The organism is Gilliamella sp. Gris1-4, from assembly GCF_001690335.1.
Lineage (GTDB): Bacteria > Pseudomonadota > Gammaproteobacteria > Enterobacterales > Orbaceae > Gilliamella > Gilliamella apicola_P.
This window is the reverse complement of sequence record NZ_LZHA01000021.1, coordinates 1-16,848: the sequence shown is the minus strand read 5'-3', so window position 1 is coordinate 16,848 and position 16,848 is coordinate 1. Positions and strand designations below refer to the sequence as shown.

14 protein-coding genes and 3 pseudogenes are annotated in these 16,848 nt (G+C 29.3%); 15 read left to right on the top strand and 2 right to left on the bottom strand.

Annotated elements, in window-relative coordinates:
* The first annotated feature begins 52 nt into the window (after positions 1-52).
* From A9G31_RS02380 to A9G31_RS02360, 5 genes are read left to right on the top strand one after another with little or no spacing between them, the layout of a single operon-like run.
* Positions 53-1,192 carry a polysaccharide biosynthesis/export family protein gene (locus tag A9G31_RS02380; protein ID WP_065560273.1) on the top strand — a complete coding sequence of 380 codons (1,140 nt, stop codon included), beginning with the start codon at positions 53-55 and terminating at the stop codon, positions 1,190-1,192.
* Between the two features lie 29 nt (positions 1,193-1,221).
* A complete protein-coding gene (locus A9G31_RS02375; protein ID WP_065560272.1) occupies positions 1,222-2,121 on the top strand; it encodes a hypothetical protein in 900 nt (299 codons plus the stop codon).
* Complete coding sequence (locus tag A9G31_RS02370) at positions 2,121-2,924, top strand: ABC transporter permease (protein ID WP_065560271.1); 804 nt, start codon at positions 2,121-2,123, stop codon at positions 2,922-2,924. The genes A9G31_RS02375 and A9G31_RS02370 overlap by 1 nt, the downstream gene beginning before the upstream one ends.
* Positions 2,924-3,583 (top strand): ABC transporter ATP-binding protein, encoded by a 660-nt coding sequence (locus A9G31_RS02365; protein ID WP_034913166.1) that lies wholly within the window; start codon positions 2,924-2,926, stop codon positions 3,581-3,583. Before A9G31_RS02370 ends, A9G31_RS02365 begins: the two co-directional genes overlap by 1 nt.
* A 23-nt stretch (positions 3,584-3,606) precedes the next feature.
* Positions 3,607-5,712, top strand: a complete 2,106-nt coding sequence (locus tag A9G31_RS02360; protein ID WP_065560270.1) for a capsular polysaccharide biosynthesis protein — start codon at positions 3,607-3,609, stop codon at positions 5,710-5,712.
* A gap of 81 nt (positions 5,713-5,793) precedes the next feature.
* On the opposite strand, the gene A9G31_RS02355 is transcribed toward A9G31_RS02360, so the two are convergent.
* Positions 5,794-6,060 carry an integrase core domain-containing protein gene (locus A9G31_RS02355; protein ID WP_442902666.1) on the bottom strand — a complete coding sequence of 89 codons (267 nt, stop codon included), beginning with the start codon at positions 6,058-6,060 and terminating at the stop codon, positions 5,794-5,796.
* A gap of 50 nt (positions 6,061-6,110) precedes the next feature.
* On the opposite strand from A9G31_RS02355, the pseudogene A9G31_RS12075 reads away from it, so the two are divergent.
* A pseudogene (locus tag A9G31_RS12075) lies at positions 6,111-6,281 on the top strand (transposase); the annotation flags it as partial.
* Between the two features lie 16 nt (positions 6,282-6,297).
* Here A9G31_RS12075 and A9G31_RS11355 read toward each other — a convergent pair.
* A pseudogene (locus A9G31_RS11355) lies at positions 6,298-6,471 on the bottom strand (IS3 family transposase); the annotation flags it as partial.
* Between the two features lie 26 nt (positions 6,472-6,497).
* On the opposite strand from A9G31_RS11355, the gene A9G31_RS02345 reads away from it, so the two are divergent.
* From A9G31_RS02345 to A9G31_RS02310, 9 genes and pseudogenes are all read left to right on the top strand, one after another.
* The gene (locus A9G31_RS02345; RefSeq protein WP_065560268.1) at positions 6,498-6,794 is read left to right on the top strand and encodes an IS30 family transposase; all 297 of its coding nucleotides are present in this window, start codon (positions 6,498-6,500) and stop codon (positions 6,792-6,794) included.
* Positions 6,795-6,945: 151 nt separating this feature from the next.
* Positions 6,946-7,134: pseudogene (locus A9G31_RS12175) on the top strand (integrase core domain-containing protein); the annotation flags it as partial.
* 225 nt (positions 7,135-7,359) lie between these two features.
* A complete protein-coding gene (locus tag A9G31_RS02340) occupies positions 7,360-8,553 on the top strand; it encodes a capsule biosynthesis protein (RefSeq protein ID WP_034913821.1) in 1,194 nt (397 codons plus the stop codon).
* Positions 8,554-8,576: 23 nt separating this feature from the next.
* Entirely contained in the window at positions 8,577-9,803 is a 1,227-nt protein-coding gene (locus A9G31_RS02335) for an acyltransferase (protein WP_051634268.1), read from the top strand.
* A 34-nt stretch (positions 9,804-9,837) separates the two neighbouring features.
* Positions 9,838-10,926, top strand: coding sequence for a stealth family protein (locus A9G31_RS02330; RefSeq protein WP_065560267.1), 1,089 nt, complete (start codon positions 9,838-9,840; stop codon positions 10,924-10,926).
* A 26-nt stretch (positions 10,927-10,952) separates the two neighbouring features.
* The gene (locus A9G31_RS02325; protein WP_065560266.1) at positions 10,953-12,041 is read left to right on the top strand and encodes a glycosyltransferase family 4 protein; all 1,089 of its coding nucleotides are present in this window, start codon (positions 10,953-10,955) and stop codon (positions 12,039-12,041) included.
* Complete coding sequence (locus A9G31_RS02320; protein WP_065560265.1) at positions 12,034-13,722, top strand: Stealth CR1 domain-containing protein; 1,689 nt, start codon at positions 12,034-12,036, stop codon at positions 13,720-13,722. Before A9G31_RS02325 ends, A9G31_RS02320 begins: the two co-directional genes overlap by 8 nt.
* 157 nt (positions 13,723-13,879) lie before the next feature.
* The gene (htpX, locus tag A9G31_RS02315) at positions 13,880-14,749 is read left to right on the top strand and encodes a protease HtpX (protein WP_065560264.1); all 870 of its coding nucleotides are present in this window, start codon (positions 13,880-13,882) and stop codon (positions 14,747-14,749) included.
* Positions 14,750-14,886: 137 nt separating this feature from the next.
* On the top strand, positions 14,887-16,824 hold the full coding sequence (locus A9G31_RS02310; protein ID WP_065560263.1) for a peptidase U32 family protein: 1,938 nt from the start codon (positions 14,887-14,889) through the stop codon (positions 16,822-16,824).
* The last annotated feature ends 24 nt before the right edge of the window (positions 16,825-16,848 follow it).

The window sequence follows — 16,848 nt, the reverse complement described above, 5'->3', positions numbered from 1 at the left end:
AATCCAAAACACTTTAAAAATATATAATAAATTGATGAATAAGGAAATTATTTTGAAATTACCGTCACCTCTTCCAATAACGCTAGCAATTATTTTAAGTGGTTGTACTGTTTTGCCTCATTCAGGACCAAATTTTTCATCTATAAAAAATATAAATAAACAACATGCTGAATTAGATAAAATTTATAATAAAGTAAAAATTGTTAATTTAAATATTTCACCTGATTCTATAAAAGAAGCGCAAACTAATTTATTTAACTTTACAAAGTTTATTAATGAAAGAGATAGCCAAGATAAAAAAGTTGATAATATAGGTAAAGGTGATAGTATAAAGATTTCTGTAATTGAAACTCCTCCAGCAATACTGTTTGTAGGTTCAGGTGATACAGGTGCTCCAAAAACTGGATTAACTGAATTACCAATAGTAGTTGTTGATTCTAAAGGGTTTATTTCTTTGCCGTTTGTTGGGAATGTAAAAGTTGCTAATAAAACTCCCATGCAGCTACAAAAAGAAATAATTGAAAAATTATCTGGAATTGCAAATAGACCCCAAGTAATTGTCACTGTTTTAGAAAAACGTTCTTCAAATGTTACAGTTATTGGTGATAAATTTAGTGGTAAAATGCCTATAACAGCTAAGGGAGAGCGTTTATTAGATGCTGTTACCATGTTAGGTAGCAATATGTATGATATTAAAGATACTTTAATACAAGTCACTAGGAATAATCAAGTTAATAAAATTCCATTAAGTTTAGTATTATCTAATCCTAAATTTAATATTCATCTTCAAAAAGATGATGTTATTACTTTGATTAATAAGCCTAGTTTTTTTATTTCTATGGGGGCAATAGGATCAAAAGAAGTCAGATTTGAAGCTGTTGGAATTAATTTGTCACAAGCATTAGCTCGTATTGGTGGTTTACGAGATAGTCAATCTGATGCCCGAGGTGTTTTTGTGTTTAGATATCAAGACACTTTGTCGATAGATAATAAGAAAGAGCTTGTACCAACGGTTTACCAAATAGATTTAAATAATCCTAATTCATTCTTCATAATGAAGAATTTCCAAATTAAGAATAATGATATTGTTTATGTTGCATCTGCACCAATTTTAGAACTACAAAAATTCTTATATGCGATTTTCTCGCCAGGTGTTGGAGTTGTTAATCAAATTAATCAGATTAGTGAATAAGTTTTTAATTATTGCACTCGTGAGATTTTATGTTTTTAAATTTTAAAAGAAAAAAAAGTTGGTTATTACATCTAATTGTATCATTACCAACTTTATTATCGATAATTTATTTTGGATTAATTGCTGAAAATATTTATACATCTGAGGCAACATATATTATACGTTCTTCGGATACTCAATCATCATTAGGGGGGCTGGGAAGTTTTTTTTCAAAAGTTGGAATTTCACGCTCTAATGATGATTCATATGTTGTTTTGTCATATATAAAATCTAGAGATGCTCTATCATCTGTTGAAAAAGTTCTACCAGTACAAGAGTGGTATACCCAAAAAGGCGATATAATATCTCGATTTAATGGATTTAATCTTGATTCGTATAATAAAAAAGAATATTTTTATCGGTACATGAGCAATATGATAGATGTCAATTTTGACAGTTCTACAGGTATTGCTACAATTACTGTAAATGCTTTTGATATGCAAGATGCATTCAAAATAAATGAACAATTATTAAAACAAGCTGAAGGTTTTGTAAACCAAATAAATTTGCGAGCCAAACAAGATCTCATAACCGCATCGCTAGCAGAACTGAAAAATGCTGAATCACAGATGAAGAAAGAAGCTCAAGCTCTAGAAAGATTTCAAAGAAATAAAAATAGAGATGCTAATTTAGCTGAATATCAGCAGATATTAATTAATAATACGATTGCTAAACAACAATTTGAGGCAGCCACATTATCACTACGTAATGCTCAGGTGGAAATAACTAAAAAGCAACTTTATCTAGAACGGATAGAGCAACCGAGTATATCAGATGTATCATTTAAACCTGCACGCATTTATAATATCATCACAACTTTTATAATTAGCTTTTTAGTGTATGGTATTATTAAATTACTTTCAGCTGGTATAAGAGAACATAAAGATTAATGACAGAAGTAATTATTAAAACATCATTTATGCGTTCATTAAAGATACAAATTAATGTATTGAATGCTTTAATTTTAAGGGAAATAATTACTCGTTATGGACGCAATAATATCGGTTTCTTATGGTTATTTGTTGAACCTATGTCGTTAACGTTGCTAATAAGTTTGATGTGGTTTTTTTTTAAAATAAATTCTGTATCCAATCTTAATATTATTGCATTTGTATTAACAGGCTATCCAATGGTAATGATGTGGCGTAATGCTTCATCTCGAGCAAAAGGTTCAGTAACTGCCAATAAAGCATTGTTATATCATCGTAATATCAAAATTTTAGATCTAGTCTATGCACGTGTATTTCTTGAAGTAATTGGGGCAAGTGCCGCTCAAGTTTTTGTTATATCAATTTTTATTTTTGCTGGACTAATTGCTATACCTTATGATCCTTTTTATATGCTATGTGCTTGGGGCTTGATGTGTTGGTTTTCTCTAGGGTTAGGTTTAATCATTTTTGTTTTATCTGCCAAATATGCAGCCTTTGATAAAATGTGGGGTACTTTAAGTTTTATCCTGATGCCTTTATCTGGAGCTTTCTTTTGGGTTGAGACTTTTCCTCATGAAATTCAAAAGTTATTGCTTTATATTCCACCAATTAATGGAACAGAAATGTTTAGAGCAGGTTATTTCGGCCCCTCAACTATAACACATCAAAATGTAAGTTATTTGCTTTTTTGTAATATAGTTTTGTTATTTGTGGGATTAACTATGGTAAAAATTAATGAGAATTATATTCTTGAGGATAATTGATGATTATTGTTAAAAATGTAGGTAAACAGTACTCAACAAGAAAAGGATATAAAACAGTCCTTAATAATATCAATTTTTCTTTACATAGAGGCGAAAAAATTGGAATTTTGGGGCGTAATGGTGCGGGTAAATCTACACTAATTAAACTTCTGAGTGAAATAGAAAAACCAACCACAGGTTCAATAATAAGAAATATGTCAATTTCTTGGCCATTAGCTTTTTCTGGTGCTTTTCAAGGTAGTTTGACGGGAATGGATAATTTAAGATTTATTTGTCGAATTTATGGATGTAATATTGAAAAAATGAAAGAATACGTTGAAAACTTTGCGGAATTAGGCGATTATTTATACGAACCAATAAAAAAATACTCTTCTGGCATGAAAGCTCGTCTAGCTTTTGCGTTGTCATTGTCAATTGAGTTTGATTGTTATTTAATTGATGAAGTGATTGCTGTTGGTGACTCTAGATTTACAGAAAAATGTAAAACAGAATTATTTGAAAATAAGAAAGATCGAGCTCTCATTCTAGTTTCACATAATATAAATGCTATACAAAATTATTGTGATAAAGCTATGGTGCTTGATGCTGGTTACTTATATCAATTTGATACAATTGAACAAGCTTATATTTACCATAATAAACAACAAAAAATTACATAAGCTTATTATTAATAGAATTCTAAATGAAAAATGTTCTGGTCTTTTCAAAAAAAATCCTAACAATAAAAAGTATTAATCACTTTTTTTCTGATCTGTCGTTTAGTAAAAAAAATACTAAAAAGAAAATTGATGCAGTTGCAGGGTGGGGATATCGTCCAACAACAATAAAAGCTAGGACATATGCAAATAAACATTTACTACCATTTATTGCTCTTGAAGATGGATTTTTACGCTCTATTGGTTTAGGCCTAGAAGGCTATCCTCCACTATCACTTATTGCTGATAGTATTGGCATTTATTATGATTCTAGAAAACCATCAGAATTAGAAATGTTAATTAAAGATAAAACGAATTTAAATCAATATATAAATGAAGCAACCTTTGCATTAAAATTAATTATTGAGGCGCAGTTATCAAAATATAATCATGCACCTGATTTTTGTGGTTTCGAGGATAAAACCAATAATAAAAATAAAAAAGTATTAGTTATCGATCAAACATTTGGAGATATGGCTGTCGAGTTAGGTGGAGCAAATCAACAAACTTTTATATCAATGCTAAATTATGCAGTTAATGAGAACCCTCTTTCAACAATTTATGTAAAAACCCATACAGATGTAATTAATGGATACAAGAAAGGTTATTTAACTCAAATAGCTAACCAAAAATCAATCATGTTATTTAGTGAAGATGTCAACTCTCTTTCATTGCTTAAACATTTTGATAAAGTGTATGTCGTTACATCGCATATGGGATTTGAAGCACTTTTATTGGGTAAACAGGTTATTACCTTTGGTTTACCTTGGTATGCTGGTTGGGGTGTCACTGATGATCGACATAAAAATATAAAACATTTACGAGCAAATGGTAGAAGAACTCAAGCCACAATCTTAGAGCTGTTTATTGCAAGCTACATATTATATTGTAAATACATTAATCCTTATACAGGAAAAAAAGGAACTATTTTTGATGTTATTGACTATTTAATCAAAATCAAAACACTCAATAATAAACTCAGAGGTACGATTAACTTAGTTGGATTTTCATTCTGGAAGAAACAAGTACTGTTACCTTATTTAAGGCTACCTTCTGTAAAATGTCGATTTTTTTCAGTGGGTAAATATATAAAAATTCTTAATGACAAAGATGCAAAGAACGAACTTAAAACTGAGAAATTATTAATATGGGGGCAAGGGAAAAAAGGGTTACTTCCAATTATTAACAGTATGAATCCATTTCGTATTGAGGACGGCTTTATCCGCTCTATTGGTTTAGGATCCAATCTAGTTATGCCATATTCATTGGTTATTGATAAACTAGGTATTTATTTTAATTCCCAAAATATTAGTGAATTAGAGTTTTTATTAGCAAATAAAAAAGTCACTAAAAAGGAAAAAGAAAAAGCTAGCTCACTACAAAACTTACTAATTGTAACTAAATTAGGTAAATACAATGTTGGTAAGAAAATGAATATTAGACCTATTGAAAATAAAGAAAAAATCATTTTAATACCTGGACAGGTTGAGGATGACGCATCTATTTTATATGGTTCTCCTATTATAAAAACAAATTTAGAATTAATAAAAGCTGTTAGACAAAATAATCCAGACGATTATATTGTTTATAAACCTCACCCAGATGTTTTAAGTGGTAATCGAAAAGGCAAAGTTGATACATTAGAAATAAAAAAATATGTTGATAATATTATTGAATTTGTTGATATTATCGATTGTATTGAGCAAGTTGATGAAATCCATACAATTACTTCATTAGCAGGTTTTGAAGCTTTAATCAGAAATAAACTAGTAGTGTGTTATGGGCAACCATTTTATTCTGGCTGGGGATTAACAATCGATATATATCCTAATGTTAGAAGAAATAGGTCATTAACAATCCATGAACTAATTTATATAGTTATGTATGATTATCCTATTTATATTCATCCTGATTCTTTAAAATTTACCGATCCAGAAACTTTAATAAATTATTTAAATAATAAAAAATTAAAAGCTTCAAGAGAAATTAAACAGGTTTGGTTAAAAAAACAATTTAACAAGTTAAAACAAGTTGTTTTTCTTATTTATAAATTAAAATTAAATAGTTATGTTTTTTATTTTAGGAGGAAATAGAGATATTTACACTCATAAACAAAATAATCCACTAAAATCTTATAAGGCGTTTGTAAATACCCGAAACTTAGTACTACACAACTAACGTAGAGAATTAAGCAACCTGTTTAGTGTTTTGTATTCAATCGGTGTCATGTTATTTAATGCCTCATGCGATCTTTCGGTGTTATAAATCGTTAACCATTCTTCGGTTATTCTCTTTGCTTGCGTTAAGCTATTAAAAAGATATAAATCAAGTACTTCAGTACGATAGGTACGATTAAATCGTTTAATATAGCCATTTTGATATGGGCTACCTAGCTCCATATAATTTAGCCCAGTTGGTAAAGGTTTTTCCTGTAAATTCAGACCTGTAACTATCCCCTAAAATAGTACAGCAAAAAAGTAGAAAGTTCTCTATGATAAAAGTAAAGGGGGATTTAATGATGAAAAAAATGACTGAACATCAAATCGTAGCTATTTTAAAAGAAGCTAAAGCAGGTATTCCTGTCAAGGAACTCTGTCGTAAATATGGCATGGGTAATTCCACTTTTTATAAATGGTGGGAAAAATACGGCGGAATGGAAACTGATCCTCGCCAAAATATTAGACATTGCCCGCCTCTATCATTTTTTCGTTTTGGTAATATTGTTGTACATATTGTTCAGGTGATACCCAGCCATTGGCTGAATGACGGCGTATCCGATTATAATAGATTTCAATATATTCAAATAGTGCTTTATTAGCCTGCTTCCTCGTTTTGTAGTAACAGTCATGAATGTAGAAAGCCGGAAAACGCGAAGACATTGGGAGGGGATACGATTATTAGCCGTAAAGACAAGCAAGCATTGGTGACATTAGTTGAACGCAAAACAGGGCTAGTATTAATTGGGCGCCTCAATCAACGTACCGCCTCCGAAACGAGAGATATGATAATAAAATTGCTAACGCCGTTTAAAAAAATGGTTAAAAGCATCACCTTTGATAATGGAACCGAATTTAATTATCATCATGCTATTGAGCATTATTTAAACACCACCGTGTACTTTGCGGAGCCTTATAAAAGCAGGCAAAAAACACAAATGAAAACACCAATGGCTTAATACGTCAGTTTATACCTAAGTCAGCGGCCATTTCATTAGTTGACGACAAACAGATAAAGAAAATACAATATCTATTGAACACACGCCCAAGAAAACGGCATAAGTTTAAAAGCCCCGCCTCCTTTTATTCTAAGGAGTTAAGAAGAATTGCACTTCATGGTGTAATCTAGGTAACTTAGCGCAAGCAAGGAGAATAACCGAAGAATGGTTAACGATTTATAACACCGAAAGACTGCATGAAGCATTAAATAACATAACTCCGATTAAATACAAAACACTGAACAGGCTGCTTAATTTTCTATGTAAGTCGTGTACTAAGTTTCGGGTATTTACAAAATAATTACAAACTTGTATTTTTATGTTAACATACTGCTATGTTATGCAAAATAACACGTTTTGTTAAACTTTGTTTCTTTAAGTTTCAATATGTTGGTTAATTAAAAATAAATATTGTAGGAATAGACTAATAAATTAAATTTTCATAAATACTTTTTATTACAATAAAAATAAATTATTCAAGTAGTAAATAGTTTTTAATGTATAATTTGTTACTTTTAATAAAGCAATGAACCATTATTTACACGAACTAATTCATACTCAAAAAAACATATTATTTCTACAAGGCCCTGTTGGACCTTTTTTTAAAAAGGTTGCAGAATGGCTGAAAAAATCAGGATGTAACGTCTATAAAATAAATTTAAATGGAGGTGATGAGTATTTTTATTCAAAAAATAGTGTTTCTTTCTGTAAATCAGTTGAAAAGTTCCCACAATTTTTACAAGATTATATCTATCAACATTCTATAGATGCGATTATTGTTTTTGGTGATTGTCGGATATACCACAAAATAGCTAAGTCGATAGCAGATTCTAATCCAAATTTATCATTTTGGGTGTTTGAAGAGGGTTATCTTAGACCTCATTATATTACTTTTGAGAAAGATGGGGTTAATGGTTTTTCTCTATTACCAAAAAATCATGATTTTTATGAAAATATTGGAATTACCTCTATAGATAAAAGTAATGGGAAGTCTCATTATTATTCAATGATTCGCTACAGTGTTATTTATTATATTTTTATGCTATTAAAGAAATATAAATATTCTAATTATATACACCATAGAAAAACATCATTATCTTTTTATGCTTCCCATTGGGTTTTAGCTTTAATTAGAAGATTGAAATCAAAATTAATAGAACCTAGACTGATAAAAAATGTTATTAACAATGAGCATAAACCATTCTATATTTTTCCTTTGCAATGCAATCAAGATTTTCAAATTCAAGAGCATAGCCCCTATCACTCTATGAAATCATATATTTTCAGAGTGATATGTTCATTTTCTTTATTTGCTGATGAAAAAAGCTATTTGCTAATCAAGCATCATCCAATGGATGAAGGTTTCAATAATTATAATCGATTAATCAAAAAATTGGCTAACCGTTACGGCGTTAGTAAACGGGTGATATATATCCATGGCGTTTCTATGCCAATTATACTTAGAAAAGCAATTGGATTGGTAACAGTTAACAGTACTTGTGGACTTTCAGCTTTGATTCATGGATTACCTGTTATTGCTCTCGGTAAAGCACATTATGATATAAAAGGGTTAACTTTTCAAAATGGGCTCAACCGTTTTTGGAAAGAAGGACAGAAACCTGATACGCAGTTGTTTGAAAGGTATCGTAGCTATCTGTATAATAAATCCCAAATTAAGGGATCCATTTATTATGCTGATTTTAATTTAAATATTGAGTAATTTATTCATACAAGAAAACATAAATGGAATATACAGTAAAAAATATCAATGTGGATGGTTATTATTCAGATAATAAAGGAAATTTGGTTTTTGCACCAAAAAATTTGCATAATGTAACAGTAAATTTTGTTGGCAATAATAATAAGTTAATTATTGCAGATACAAGTAATATTCATAATATCAACTTTGATTTTCCATCACATAATGCAGTTATTCTTATTGGAGAGAATGGAAATTTATCAGGACAAATAAGAGCTGGCTATCATTGTTACATTAACATTGGCGATAATGTAACTTGTACAAATAAAATATATATCACATCAGCAGAAAAAACAAAAATCATCATTGGAGATGATTGTATGTTTTCTACAGGTAACCAAATTCGTTCAGATGATGCTCATGCAATTTATGATGTTAATACAGGAAAACGAGTAAATAAATCTAAAGATATTATTATTGGTGAGCATGTATGGTTTGCTTTTAATTCAGTAGTTTTATCTGGAGGTCAAATTGGAGAAGGTTCAGTTGTAGGGTTTGCTAGCATAGTAAAAGGGAAATACCTAAATAATTGTATAATTGTAGGTTCTCCCGCACGATCTACTAAGCATAACATTGCTTGGGAAAGGCCTAATGTAATGCTCTGTGAACCTTGGATTAGAAACCATCAAAATCAAATAAAATCAAAAAAGGAATATTGGAATAAGACAATTAAAAGCAAACCTATATATGTAGGTCAAGGCGTATTTCATAATATACACAAATTAAATCCTTTTGAAGATCCTATTGATAAAACAAAACATCATCCTTATGTTGAATTATATAATATATTTCTTCAGGAAAATAAAATTTATTTAAAGGGAATTGCGGCCATTATTGGTATTCCTTGCCCTGAATATAGTCCATGTATAAACAACTATTTATTATTTATCAATGAAAATTCATGTTATTCAAAACAATTAGCAAAATTTTCAGATCCAAATATTAGTAGGAAGTTATTTAATGGTGATTATATTAGCTATGATAAAGCAGGCATGTCCACTTTTAGAAATGAAGGTTTATCAATTAATGATATTCCTGATGGGACTTATAAATTGGAGATAAAATTAACTTTCAATAAATTAGAATATTATAGTGATCTTAAAAGTGAGGATTTTAAAGAATCGTTTTATCAAAATGATGAATTGATATTAAAACTATATGTTATTCAAGATATTGTTTATTTCGAAAAAACAACCAAAACTCTAATATAATAAATTTATTACTAATATACATTAGATTCATAATATGAGTAAACTTAATAAACTTTTAAAAAATCCAGGAATATTTTTTAGAGATTATTTTATAAAAAAATATCCATTGTCCTTAGATGAACAACGCCATAGTTTATTACATGAAAATATTTTAATTGAAAATGATTTGAGATTATATGATATTACTGAAAATGAAAGTAATGAACCTGTTGATGTAGTTATTACATGGGTAAATAATCAAAATCCTGATTGGTTAGCAAAATTTGAATATTATAAAAATGAAAAAATCCATGACATTAATCCTATGTCTATAGATAATGCAAGGTTTGAAGACCATGGTGAGTTATTTTACGTAATTAGAAGTATTCAACTACATATGTCATGGGTAAGAACAATTTTTTTAATTACAGATAATCAAATACCCGCCTTTGATCTCCCTAGCAAAGTTAAGATTATTGATCATAGCCAAATTATAGATAAAAAATATCTTCCTACTTTCAATTCCCATGTTATTGAGGCTCATTTACATAATATTCCAGAACTATCTGAAAATTTTATTTACTTTAATGATGATGTATTTGTTGCTAGATATTTACCAAAATCCCACTTTTTGTCAGGAAATAATATATCTTCTCTTTTTTTAAATAAAAGAAATTTAGATGAAATGTTGCAAAAAGGTGTAACAACTCCAACACTAACAGCCTGTTTGAACTCAAGAAAATTATTACTTAAAAAGTATCAAAAAAATGTATGTACTCCCTTGGTACATACATATATTCCATTAAAAAAATCTTATTTTACTTTTGCATGGTCACATTTTAATTTTGAAGTTAACTCTTTTATTCATAATCGATTTAGAGATGATAATGATCTTAATTTAGCCACATTTTTAGTTCCATGGATTATGTATTTTGAACAACAATCAGTATTAGCGAGAGATATCTGTTATTACTTCAATATCCGATCTGCTTTTGCTAATACCAATTATAATTTTTTAAGTACAAAAATGAAAAATCAATTGTTACCTCATTCTTTTTGTGCAAATGATTTTCAATCAAAAAAAGATACTTCATCAAAATATAAGAATAACTTAATGATATTTTTAAAACAATTTTATACTTAACGCTAATTAATAAGGACTTTAATTTTATGAATATACTTCATGTGATAACACACGGTGGATGGGCTGGTTCAGAATCAATTGCTGCAAGCATTGCTAATGAACAAGCCGCAAGAGGAGATAATGTTACTGTTATACTTAGACGTCATAATGCATTTAAAGATAAAGATATTCGAAATAATTTTTTACCGGCCGTAAATATATTTTGGGTAGAACAAAATGAAACACATCCAGATAATCAAATGAAAAACTTAATGAAAAATGAGTTATTCATTAATAAAATTACTTATATTGATATATTGCATGCTCATTTACCTTATGGATGTTTATTTGGAAAGCTTATAAAAGAAAAACTTGGACTAAAATTTAATATTTGTGTAACAATGCATGTTAGGTTTCATCCGTTGTATTATTTTGCAGATAAATTGTTTACTGTTGCGAAATGGCAGAAACAAGAAATTCCAGATGATTATTCTGGAGAAGTGTTTACCGTAGAAAATTTTATTTGCAATACAACTCATTCATATATAAAAAAATTATTTTTATTAAAAAGAAAATTTTATATTAAAAATAATTACAAATATATCATATATATTGGTCGATTAGATTTGGTAAAAGGGGCAGACATACTTATTAGAGCGTTCAATAAAGCTAATTCTGAAGGATATAAATTAATTATTGTTGGTGATGGTGCTGAAAGTTCGTATTTAAAAACAATTGCATCAAAGAACGTAATATTTACTGGAAAAATATTTAATGCAGCATATATGCTGGACATAGCAGATATATGTGTAATCCCTTCGCGTTTTGAATCATTTGGTCTTGTCTTGTTAGAAGCAATAAATTCTGGATGTCGAATTATTGCCACAAATATTCCATCATTTAAAGAAATACTGGAGTCAGATAATTACCTATTTGATAATGAAAGTGTTAATTCATTATCAAATAAAATAAAAGAATATACAAATAATCCGTCATTAGGATTTGTTGATAAGAAAAAAATCGAGCAATATTCATTATCTAATGCTATAAGTAAACTAGACTTGGCATATTTTTCTAACAATATAAAATGCGACATGATTAAAAATTCCGCTATTGAGGATAATTATGATGTCTAAAATAATTAGAAAAACTCGAAAACTAATAAAAAATCCTAAAGCTTTTTTTAGAGATTCATTTTTATTTTACAAACAAAATGGCAAAAAAAACTTGCTACAAACACCTAATTTAAATATCAAAAATTCTTCAGAAAAAGTAAAACAGAAATCAAATTTAGCTGAAAATATTGTTATTCCTCAAGTTCGAGATAAAAAAATGCAACAACCTAATTTAAATATTAAAAATTCTTCAGAAAAAGTAAAACAAAATAATACAACAGTGGTAAGATTATCGAATTTAATTGAAAACTTTATTACACCGCACGGTCAAGATAAAATACTATTTAGCCTTTTAGATAAAGCTGGTATTAATTATCATATAGTCCATACTTGCTGGAATCACATTATTAGAATTGCGATACAAGATCAATTTGTTAAAAATATTATAGAATTAATTAAGAATAGCGAAAAATTTACTAAAAGTGTATATATTGTTGAAGGAAACAATAGGTATGATTTAGTTAGATTATATTTTCATGATGATAAATATGTATATAAAAATACAATATTTCAATTTGATCCTTGGTATATGACTCCGCATGGTGTTATGACAAGAAACAAAAATACTCAAATTCAATTTATTCCCAAAGCCCATGTTAACAAAACAGTACATTCATTTGCTCCAATTAGGTTGGGAAAAGATATTCAGAATATTGATAATACTAAGTCAATGTTAGAATTAAATTCATTTCTTTTCGATGAATATGAAGGCCCGATTGATATAGTATACACTTGGGTAAGTGATAATGATCCAGAATGGTTGGAAAAAAAGAGTCAATATTCAGGTGAAAATCCTCAGAATCAAGATACACGTTTTGTTGATTATGAACAATTGAGGTACTCTTTACGTAGTGTTGCTTCGTATGCTAAGTTTATAAGAAAAATATTTATAGTTACAGATCATCAAGTACCATATTGGTTGGATACTGATCATGAACAAATCGTAATGGTTAATCATAGTGATATATGTAATGATAAAACGTGTTTACCTGTATTTAATTCTGTTGCTATCGAATCTTGGATTCATAAAATAGAAGGATTATCGGATAATTTCATATATGCAAATGATGATTATTTTTTTGGTTCTCCAGTTAATAAGCAACATTTTATTCATCCTAATGGTATAGCAAAATTATTTCTTGAGCCCATCCCTAATGCTTATGGGGAAGTCTTTGCAGATAGTGAACCTACAAACCAACTATCTTTATTCACAGCTCAGTGTTTTTATGAAAAATTCAATACTTGGCCTTCATTTTGGCCTTTGCATGCGCCAATGATTAAAAATATTCATGTTATTGATAAAATGATTAATCATTTTCAAAAACAAATAGATAAAACAAGTCGTTCTAGATTTAGAGAAACTGAAACCATTTCTCCTTTATATCTTATGTCATCATATTTCTCATATATACAAGGAAATAGTGTCTTATCTTCAATTAGATATGAATATGTTAGTTCTGACGATCCTAATTTAGATTCTAAATTATCTAATTTATTGTTAAAAATTAAAGAAGGCAAATGCGAAGTATTTTGTTTAAATGATCACCGAACTATTACTGACGAACAAATATCAAAAGTAGCTAGTTTTATGATGAGTGCATTTCCAATTGCTGCTGAATGGGAGTTAGATAAAACAATATAATTGTTTGGCTCTTATATTGATTAAAATTCTGATGGAAGAAAATTATAGTAAGCATATTCCATCAGTAACATTGCAAAAAAAGTTATTTTGAAAATAAACTGGATTATAATTAATTTTTATTAAAATCTTAGCACCTAAATAAAATAAGGACACTTTCATAATGCGAATTGGATTATTTATTTTAACTAACTTAGCCGTTATGTTTGTATTTGGAATCATTCTAAGTATTTTAGGCGTTGATGCGCATAGTACTTTAGGATTACTTATATTTGCAGCAATCTTTGGTTTTGGAGGATCTTTTATATCTCTTCTATTATCTAAGAGAATGGCTTTGAGGTCAGTAGGGGGACAAATCATTACTCAACCTAGTAGTAGTCAAGAACAATGGTTACTTGATGTTGTTCGTCGATTGTCAACGGAACTTAATATAAAAATGCCAGATGTTGCCATCTATCATGCTCAAGATGTTAATGCTTTTGCAACCGGCGCAACTAAAAATAGTTCTCTTGTTGCAGTAAGTTCTGGTTTATTAAGTACTATGACTCAAGATGAAGCTGAAGCAGTAATCGGTCATGAAATGAGTCATGTTGCTAATGGTGATATGGTCACAATGACTTTATTACAAGGAGTTCTTAATACTTTTGTTATTTTTATTTCAAGAATGTTAGCATCCGTTGTAGCTCAAGCATTGGATGATCGTAATCGTGGTTTATCACAGTTAACCTATTTCTTGATAGTTATGGTTTTTGAAACCGTATTTGGTATTTTAGCAAGCCTTATAGCTATGTGGTTTTCTCGTTATCGAGAATTTCACGCTGATGCTGGTTCGGCTAAATTAGTAGGCAGTACAAAGATGATTGCCGCGTTAGAAAAACTAAAAACTAGCCATGAACCAAGTGAAGATACTTCAATTTTAGCATTCTGCATTAATGGAGCTAAAAAAGCAAAATTTTCTGAATTGTTTATGTCTCATCCGCCATTAGAAAAACGTATAGAAGCTTTAAGGAATGAAACTTATCGCAACTAAGGCTAGATGATCTATATCAAATTTATATTCAAACACATACTTTCCTGAAAGTTTTTTACAAGTATTATTAATTTTATAATAATGCTTGTAAAATAAAAACCAAATTATTCACTAGTTAGATTTTCAAAGAGTTTATAATGTCAAATCTTGTCACCAATAATAAATTAGAATTGCTTAGTCCCGCTAAAAATATTGAGATTGCACAACAGGCTATTTTACATGGCGCAGATGCTGTATACATTGGCGGGCCAAATTTTGGTGCTAGGCATAATGCTGGTAATTCGGTTAGTGATATTGCCCAGTTAGTTGAGTTTGCTCATCATTATTATGCAAAAGTATTTGTAACCTTAAATACCATTCTTCACGATAATGAACTTGAACCAGCAAGACAACTTATATGGCAATTTTATGATGCAGGTGTTGATGCATTAATTGTGCAAGATATGGGCATTTTGAGGATGGATATTCCTCCTATTGATTTACATGCTAGCACTCAAATGGATATAAGGACACCTGAAAAAGCCAAATTTTTATCTGATGTTGGTTTTTCACAAATAGTATTAGCTCGTGAGCTTAATTTAACTGAGATAGCTAAAATTCATGAGCAAATTGATGCAAAAATAGAATTTTTTATACATGGTGCGCTTTGTGTGGCATTTTCAGGACAGTGTTATATCTCACATGCACAGACAGGGCGTAGTGCAAATCGAGGAGATTGCTCCCAAGCTTGTCGACTTCCTTTTACCTTAAAAGATGATCAAGGGCGCATTGTTGCTTATGAAAAACATTTATTATCAATGAAAGATAATAACCAATCAGATAATTTGAACGAATTAATTCAAGCAGGTGTACGCTCCTTTAAAATAGAAGGACGTTATAAAGATCTAAGTTATGTTAAAAACATTACAGCCTTTTATCGTCAAAAATTAGATACTATTTTGTCAAATTCGTCTAATTTACAATCAGCGTCAAGTGGTCGAACTGAGCACTTTTTTATACCAGATCCTCACCAAACATTTCATCGAGGAAGTACAGATTATTTTGTACATGGAAGAAAATCCAATATAGGTGCATTCGATTCACCTAAATTCATTGGTTTGCAAATTGGTGAGATAACTCAAATTACACCTAAAACTATCGATATTAAATCTGAGAAAATATTAACTAATGGAGATGGCCTAAATGTACTAATAAAACGAGAGATTTTTGGATTTAGAGCTGATAAGGTGGAGAAACTTTCGGCTAATCAATATCGAATTCACCCAAATGAAATTCCTAAGCCGCTTTTTTCAATAAAATTACCTTATAGAGTGAATCGAAATCTTGATCATGTGTGGCAACAAAATTTATTGAAAGAATCAAGTAATCGTAGAATTGGTGTGTCATTAAAACTATATAATATTGAAAAAAGTATAGAGCTAATTGCAAAAAGTGAAGAGGGCATTTGTGTTAAGTTAGAACTTAATGGGGAATTTGAACTTGCGGATCAACCAGATAAATCATTAAAAAACATTAGAGATAATTTATCTAAATTAGGAAAAACTATATATTATCTTACTGATTTTGATTTAAATTTATCAAAAATTTATTTTATTTCAAGTAGTCAACTAAATCAGCTTCGAAGGGATACTATTAATAAATTAACTGCTAAAAGATTAACAAGTTATTGTCGCCAAAAACGTAAACCAGAACAAAGCCCAGTTTCGTTTTATCCTGAAAATCATTTGAGTTTTTTGGCAAATGTTTATAATCACAAAGCAAGAGAATTTTATACACAACATGGAGTTGAATTAATTGAAAGTGCCTATGAAGCACATGAAGTTAAAGAAGATGCGCCCTTAATGATAACCAAACATTGTTTACGGTTTGCGTTTAATTTATGTCCAAAACAAGCAAAAGGAATTCAAGGTGTTAAAACTAAAATTACGCCAATGAAATTAATTCAAAATAATGAAGAATTATTGCTAAAGTTCAATTGTAAAGCTTGCGAAATGCAAGTATGGGGTAAAATAAAAAAACACATTTTAAAAATGCCACTTCCTGGAAGTGAGATTATATTTATGGCAAAGAAATAAAGCATTTGAATAAAAATATCTTAT

Coding starts and splice junctions, on each gene's coding strand:
- A9G31_RS02375 (WP_065560272.1), top strand. CDS start 1,222: ATGTTTTTAAATTTTAAAAGAAAAAAAAGTTGGTTATTACATCTAATT.
- A9G31_RS02325 (WP_065560266.1), top strand. CDS start 10,953: ATGAATATACTTCATGTGATAACACACGGTGGATGGGCTGGTTCAGAA.
- A9G31_RS02370 (WP_065560271.1), top strand. CDS start 2,121: ATGACAGAAGTAATTATTAAAACATCATTTATGCGTTCATTAAAGATA.
- A9G31_RS02365 (WP_034913166.1), top strand. CDS start 2,924: ATGATTATTGTTAAAAATGTAGGTAAACAGTACTCAACAAGAAAAGGA.
- A9G31_RS02360 (WP_065560270.1), top strand. CDS start 3,607: ATGAAAAATGTTCTGGTCTTTTCAAAAAAAATCCTAACAATAAAAAGT.
- A9G31_RS02330 (WP_065560267.1), top strand. CDS start 9,838: ATGAGTAAACTTAATAAACTTTTAAAAAATCCAGGAATATTTTTTAGA.
- A9G31_RS02340 (WP_034913821.1), top strand. CDS start 7,360: ATGAACCATTATTTACACGAACTAATTCATACTCAAAAAAACATATTA.
- A9G31_RS02335 (WP_051634268.1), top strand. CDS start 8,577: ATGGAATATACAGTAAAAAATATCAATGTGGATGGTTATTATTCAGAT.
- A9G31_RS02320 (WP_065560265.1), top strand. CDS start 12,034: ATGTCTAAAATAATTAGAAAAACTCGAAAACTAATAAAAAATCCTAAA.
- A9G31_RS02310 (WP_065560263.1), top strand. CDS start 14,887: ATGTCAAATCTTGTCACCAATAATAAATTAGAATTGCTTAGTCCCGCT.